Source organism: Deferribacterota bacterium, assembly GCA_034189185.1.
Lineage (GTDB): Bacteria > Chrysiogenota > Deferribacteres > Deferribacterales > UBA228 > UBA228.
Genome location: JAXHVM010000096.1, coordinates 1 through 6,713 on the forward strand (window position 1 = coordinate 1; position 6,713 = coordinate 6,713).

Below are 6,713 nucleotides of genomic sequence, written 5' to 3' on the forward strand. Positions count from 1 at the left end.
GGATTGGATTAATAAATTTGATATATAACTAATTAAAACAATAAATTAAACATAAATGATCTGTGAGTTAGATAAAATAAACATTACATTTAAACTTAAAATTTATATACACAGCCTATATCTATCTATACACATTTTTTTCACTTAAAAAACAAACTTATAATAATTCAAATTATAACAGATTAGCCACTAGTTATACTAAGTCCCTTATCTAGATTATCCTTTTCTACTACAAAGACCCATCTATCGTGTATGTGAGCGTAATCCTTCGGAGAGGGAATTGTTATTACATATACAAAAGGATGCTCATAACTTTTTACCAATAAACCCATAATAAATTCATTATCTTTTAATTCAAACCAATGCGAGTTCCCATTAGGATCTTTTTCCATATATTTATAAGCTGGTATATAGACTTTCTCAGGATTAAACCTATTCCAATAGCCACTTTTAATGCTTTCAATTTTTGCCCAGCCTGTTTTAGGAAATATTAAGTCACTAAATTCTGACTCGCCCCTAATGCCCCAAAAGGCTTTATTTGTAACCCCTTTACTATCAATATAATATATTGTTGAATAGGGAACGGGAAAATAAACTCTTATTAATTCGTCTTTATTATTAAATATTAATCCACCACACATCTATCTTTAACCTTAAAAATACACTAAATTATAATTAACAATATAAACTATGATACTATCAAAAGATCTTTTGTTGATTTTGTCAATATATTTGCGCCTTTATTGGTAATTAAGATATCATCCTCTATACGAACGCCTAATTCCTCTGGTAGATATATACCTGGTTCAACAGTAAAAACCATACCCTCTAAAACATTTTCATTATTATTTAAAGATATAACAGGTGCTTCATGAACATCTAAACCAATACCATGGCCAGTTCTATGAATAAAATAATCTCCATAGCCATGATTTGATATAATATCACGTGCAGCTTTATCAATTATGGATATTTCATTATTGAGCTTTATAGCATCAATTGCCTTTTCGTTAGCTTCTTTCACAATATTATAAATATTTTTTACTTTCTCAGGAGGTTCGCCACAAAAAATCGTTCTTGTGATATCAGAACAATAATTTTTATAAATTGCGCCAAAGTCTATAACCAAAGAATCTCCTTCATTAAAGGTTCTCTCACCTGGTTTATGATGAGGGTTAGCGGCATTCTCAGAAACAGCTACGATAGTCTCGAAAGAATAATTCTCAGCACCTAAGGATTTCATAATATATTCGATCAATGCTGCAATCTCTCTTTCACATTTACCTTTTAAGGGCTCCTTAACTAATCTTTCGAAGGTCTCATCAACTATATAAACAGCCTTTAAAATATTTGATATCTCAATATTATCTTTTATTTTCCTCTCATCACTTATTATTGAATCAATATATGTTATGGTCTCTAAATTCGCTTTTTTAGATATATTATCATAAATATATAAAGGAATGTTTTTCTCCACAGCAATACTAGAATTGGCTTTAAAAAAACTAGAAATTATATCAAAGGGGTCTTCTAAATCAGTATAGAATTTACAGTCACTAAACATATTTTTGTCTATCTCAGCTTCATGCAATTTAGGGGCTATTATATAACTTTTAGCATCACTTGTATCTAAAATATAAACAAATGGCCTATCTAAGGATATATTTAAATCTATACCAGTTAAATAGTACAAGTTTTTACCAGGCAAAAGTAATATATAATCAATATTATTTCCCAGCCTGTTTATTATTTTTTTTCTACGCCTTTCAGCCAATTTATCTATCATCATTGAAATAATTTTACTATTTCATCTCTTTCAAACATTTCCAACACCTTACCCTTATACCTGACTTCCTTTTTAGCATCACTAACTACTCGTCCTATCTCGAAAGCATCTACCCCATTTTCATCTAATAAATCTTTTAGAGATTTATTAGATGTTGTTATAACAAGTGTCCCAGCTGTTATAAGCCCTAAAGGATCAATATTATATTCATCACAAAGTATCTTTGAAACATCTATTATTGGCAAACTCTCTAAATCGATAGAAACATTTGAAGCTATTGCTATTTCATAAAGCCCATTAACCAATCCACCCTCTGTTATATCATGCATAGCATTTGCATATTTCCTAGCAATTCTAGCTTCTTCTAAAACAGACAATTTATTCTTTAATTCAACCACACTTTTTAAAAATTTAGAACCAAACTTTTCTAATACTTCATTTTTCTTAATTTCAGCAATTATTGAGGTACCCTCTATACTTACACCTTTAGTTATAATTACTATATCACCATCCTTTGCATTAAAGGATCCTCTTAAATCATCTTTATCACAATAACCTACCATAAAACCAGCAATTACTGGGTTGTTTACAACAGAATTTATCTCAGTATGACCTCCACCAAAATTAATATTATATTTCTCGCATTCACTTTTTATCTCAGCCATAATAACTTCTAATTGTTTCTGACTATATCCTTTTGGTAGCACAATACTGGAGAGAAAAAACCACGGCTCTGCACCCATTGACGCAATATCGTTAACATTAACATTAACACAATATTTACCTGAGGCTATATATGTTACTGGATCAGATGTCACAACTAAATAATTTCTGCCATTATCAAAAACCGAGCAATCAATACCAATACCTGGACCCTTAACCATAGATGCGTCTTGCACACTATAAGTTTTAATAATCTTTTCTAGAATATTATATGAGAGTTTGCCCTCTTCCATATTGGTTTAGCCAAAGAATATTTTAGACATATTATATATATCCATATCCACTGTTTTTAACGCATTAACTGCTCTTTCTAAGGGTACATCTATAATCTTATTGCCACTTAAAGCACACATATGGCCAAATTTTCCATCTTTCACTAATTCATAAGCTTTTATTCCAAACCTAGTTGCTAAAATCCTATCAAATGCACTTGGCGCACCACCTCTTTGAATATGGCCTAATACTACCACCCTTATATCATAATGTAATCTCTCTTTGAGTAAATCCCCTAAAGTATTACCAATGCCACCAAGTTTTACATGGCCAAACTCATCTACTTCTTTCTCTTGAACAAAATGAGTACCCTCTTTAAAAGTAGCACCCTCTGCAACTACTATAATACTAAAATCTTTTCCTCTTTTATGTCTTCTTTTGATAGATTCAACAACATCATCTATATCTATTGGGATTTCAGGTATTAATATATAATCAGCGCCACCTGCTAAACCACCATAGGTTGCAATCCATCCAGCGTGTCTACCCATGACCTCAACAATCATTATCCTATTATGTGATTCTGCTGTTGTATGAAGCCTGTCTATACATTCTGTAACTATATTTATTGATGTATCAAAACCAAATGTAAAATCAGTTGCAGATAAATCATTATCAATAGTTTTAGGAACACCTACGACTTTTAAATCGATATCTTTATATAATTTGTAGGCAACCCCAAGGGTATCTTCACCACCTACAGCAATTAAGGCATCTAAACCTAGTTCATTAAAATTATTTTTTATTCTTTCTGGACCATCTTCTTTTTTATAGGGATTGGTTCGTGAAGTCCTCAAGATTGTTCCACCCCGTGGTAATATCCCTGATATTTTCTCAAGGTCTAGTTCTTCAAATTCTTTATCTAACAACCCTTTCCAGCCATATTTAATACCTAATACATTATCACCATTATTTATAGATTGCCTAACAACAGCTCTAATTACAGGGTTTAAACCAGGGCAATCCCCACCGCCAGTTAATATGCCTATTCTCATTGAATCACCTCTTTTTTATTTTATTAAATTTATATTATACTAATATTAATTCAACCTAATTATAAGTAATTTTCAATAATATTTTTATATTTTTTAACCGCAAAGAAAATAATTAAATATATAGTTATCACAGCTGATATTCCCAAAATAGAACTTTTCATAAATGGATATGTAATAAGCAATAAAAATGGTTTACACAGCGTATTCAAGCTAGTTGCAAAACCACTTGGTAAGGTTACTGTATTAGTTGAAGCAGCAATATCAGTATAAATAGGAGCAATAAAAGTACCAGCATAAAACCCCAATCCATAATATATAATCGTGCATATTAATGTTTTTAAAATATTCCCTTTGTTTATAGCTGATATAATATTAATAGTGTATGCAACGCCAACTAGATCAACTAGAGGCATTACTTTATTGCCAGGTAAAATAAAAGCTAAAAATATAATAAGTGGTATAGAAATTAATGCTGCTATAAAATTATTTGGCTCACCAAAACCAACGGCATCATTAACTGCAAAATAAACCTCTCTTGTCTCACCCCTTTTCAAAACCCATTTTTTTATATATTCAGCAACAACACCAAAAACCTCTCCTATTAATGAGGCGGCTTTTGGAAATATTACAGCAACTGCACCTGTTGCCATACCAACAGTTATGATCTCCACAAAATTTTTAAGAACAAATATGTTTTTAATGTTTGCTAGAAGGCCAATCAATATACCACTTGAAAAACCTAAAAATATAGGCTCCCCAAAAACCCCCATTTATCCTTTAAGGTCTTTGTTGAAATATTTAACCTATCTAATTTTAGTTTGTTTAAAGCAAAATTAGTACAAATTGTAACAGGTATTGTGCCAACCTCATGAGGTATTGCACACACTCCACCAGGAATCTTATAATAAGTTGACCATCTTTTTGCTACAACCTCAGAAATAGTTAAGGTGAACATATTAATTGTAATCATTATGCAAATCGAGAGTATAAAATTACCTGTTAACTGATAAGTAATTAGACCCCATATTGGATATGAATATATATTTACTACATCAGTTATCTGCAATATATTAGTCCATTTAATAAAAAACAAGAAAAGTTGTAAAATTATACCAACACCTATATAAACAACCCCCAGCGTTGTGGCATATGAGACAACCATTGTAGGTGCCCACCCTATATCTAATACAGGTAAATCAATACCTGTTATTTTTATCATCTTTTCAAATACAGGTGTAATAAAAGAAACGTAAGCATTAATTATTAATATTATCCCCTGAAATCCAACGCCTAACTTTATTGCTTGAAACAAAGAGTTCTTTATATTTACTTTTAAAATAACCAATATTGTAAATATTAATATTGGGAGTAGAACAGATACTCCAAGAGCAGTTATAACTGATTTTAACCAAAATAATATGTCAGTCACAACTCTCTTCCACTAAGAATACAATATTGAGGTTTTTCCCTTTTTAAAATTTTTTCTATATCCTTAGCTATAATTGATGGGCCATTATACATTAAGCTCTGGACAGTATTAGAGGTATGTGGTGTCAAAACAACATTATCAAATTTTAATAGAGGGGTATTAGGAGATAACGGCTCTTCGTCAAATACATCTAAAGCTGCCGCTGAGATTAATCCTTCCTCTAAAGCAGAGATCAAAGCGTTAGTATCAACTAAAAGAGATCTTGCATTGTTAACAAAAATAGGCTTCTTTTTCATCTTTTTAAAGGCCTGGGTATTTATCATATGTTTACTTTCTTCACTCACCCTTGCATGCATTAATATAACATCAGAATTACTCAATAAATCATTAAAGGAGGCATAACTACAACCTTCTTTTATAATATCATTTTTATTAGCATATGGATCATAAACTAACACCTTTAGTCCCAAACCTTTAAGTAATTTTGCACTTTCTCTACCAATATTACCAAAACCAATAAGTCCTGCAGTCATATTCTTTAAATCTTTTTCAGGGTAAAAGGTTTCCCACTTGCCTTCTTTAATCTTTGAGTGCAATAAAGGTATACGTCTTCTAGCTGCCAAGAACAAAGTAATAGCATGATCAGCAACTGCTTCTTTATTCCTTCCAGGGGCATTGATTATCCATATATTTTTTTCTCTTGCGACATCAATGTTAACATTTTCATATCCAGCTCTTGAAAGCGCTAAGATTTTTAATTTCTTTGCTCTTGATAAAAACTCCTTATTAACAGGAGTCCAGTGCACTGCAATAATATCAGCTTCTTCAACTTTTTTTAACAAATCTTCTCTTATCTTAATATCTTCTGGACCCTCTAATTCAATTTTTCTCAAATGTGCATAAAAGGCAGCGTCATCCATCGACTCATCTAAATTTGCCAACTCAAAATCAACATCATACTTCTCTAAATATTTAAATTTTTCTAAAAAACATTGCTCAGGAATTCCTCTATCACCTATTATTAAACATTTCATCATAACCTCCTATTATAGTTGATCTAATTGTGTCCATACATTTTCTAATGACTTACAACATTCTAAATATATTCTGTATTTATTATTGTAAGAATAAATTGGCTTAAATGTATTCTTTATGTTAATATACTTGTTTATATCATCTATTTTCTTTATTTTTCCTAACATAATCATGGCAATCAATGCATTACCAAAACACCCCGTCTCTTGTTTATCAACAGTTTCTATATTCTTTTCTGTTATATCAGCAAATAATTGGCTCCAAAATTCACTCTTTGATGCACCACCTGTAAACCTAAGTCTTTTAATATCAAAAGTTTTACCAAGTTGTTCGATATGGTATCTATGGTTAAAAGCTACGCCTTCATATATTGCTCTTAAGAGATCCCATTTTTTATAATCACCTTTAATACCAATAAAGGCCCCTGAGCCGTTTTTAAAGGGTGAGCCAAATAAAAATGGTAAAAAAATTA

General features: G+C 30.9%; 8 protein-coding genes. All 8 read right to left on the reverse strand.

What is annotated here, in order from left to right:
- Positions 1–182 precede the first annotated feature (182 nt).
- Complete coding sequence (locus SVN78_07205) at positions 183–641, reverse strand: hypothetical protein (protein MDY6821391.1); 459 nt, start codon at positions 639–641, stop codon at positions 183–185.
- A gap of 47 nt (positions 642–688) precedes the next feature.
- Positions 689–1,789: an aminopeptidase P family protein gene (locus SVN78_07210; GenBank protein ID MDY6821392.1), complete on the reverse strand. Its 1,101-nt coding sequence runs from the start codon at positions 1,787–1,789 to the stop codon at positions 689–691.
- The gene (locus SVN78_07215) at positions 1,786–2,742 is read right to left on the reverse strand and encodes an AIR synthase-related protein (protein ID MDY6821393.1); all 957 of its coding nucleotides are present in this window, start codon (positions 2,740–2,742) and stop codon (positions 1,786–1,788) included. The genes SVN78_07210 and SVN78_07215 overlap by 4 nt, the downstream gene beginning before the upstream one ends.
- Before the next feature lie 6 nt (positions 2,743–2,748).
- Positions 2,749–3,777, reverse strand: coding sequence for a 6-phosphofructokinase (locus SVN78_07220; GenBank protein MDY6821394.1), 1,029 nt, complete (start codon positions 3,775–3,777; stop codon positions 2,749–2,751).
- Between the two features lie 59 nt (positions 3,778–3,836).
- Positions 3,837–4,547 carry a hypothetical protein gene (locus SVN78_07225; protein ID MDY6821395.1) on the reverse strand — a complete coding sequence of 237 codons (711 nt, stop codon included), beginning with the start codon at positions 4,545–4,547 and terminating at the stop codon, positions 3,837–3,839.
- Positions 4,517–5,206, reverse strand: coding sequence for a PTS transporter subunit IIC (locus tag SVN78_07230; GenBank protein ID MDY6821396.1), 690 nt, complete (start codon positions 5,204–5,206; stop codon positions 4,517–4,519). The genes SVN78_07225 and SVN78_07230 overlap by 31 nt, the downstream gene beginning before the upstream one ends.
- The gene (locus SVN78_07235; protein ID MDY6821397.1) at positions 5,203–6,243 is read right to left on the reverse strand and encodes an NAD(P)-dependent oxidoreductase; all 1,041 of its coding nucleotides are present in this window, start codon (positions 6,241–6,243) and stop codon (positions 5,203–5,205) included. The genes SVN78_07230 and SVN78_07235 overlap by 4 nt, the downstream gene beginning before the upstream one ends.
- 9 nt (positions 6,244–6,252) lie before the next feature.
- The coding region (locus SVN78_07240; GenBank protein ID MDY6821398.1) for an FGGY-family carbohydrate kinase at positions 6,253–6,713 on the reverse strand (461 nt) is incomplete at its 5' end.

Coding starts and splice junctions, on each gene's coding strand:
- SVN78_07210 (MDY6821392.1), bottom strand. CDS start 1,789: ATGATGATAGATAAATTGGCTGAAAGGCGTAGAAAAAAAATAATAAAC.
- SVN78_07225 (MDY6821395.1), bottom strand. CDS start 4,547: ATGGGGGTTTTTGGGGAGCCTATATTTTTAGGTTTTTCAAGTGGTATA.
- SVN78_07220 (MDY6821394.1), bottom strand. CDS start 3,777: ATGAGAATAGGCATATTAACTGGCGGTGGGGATTGCCCTGGTTTAAAC.
- SVN78_07235 (MDY6821397.1), bottom strand. CDS start 6,243: ATGATGAAATGTTTAATAATAGGTGATAGAGGAATTCCTGAGCAATGT.
- SVN78_07215 (MDY6821393.1), bottom strand. CDS start 2,742: ATGGAAGAGGGCAAACTCTCATATAATATTCTAGAAAAGATTATTAAA.
- SVN78_07205 (MDY6821391.1), bottom strand. CDS start 641: ATGTGTGGTGGATTAATATTTAATAATAAAGACGAATTAATAAGAGTT.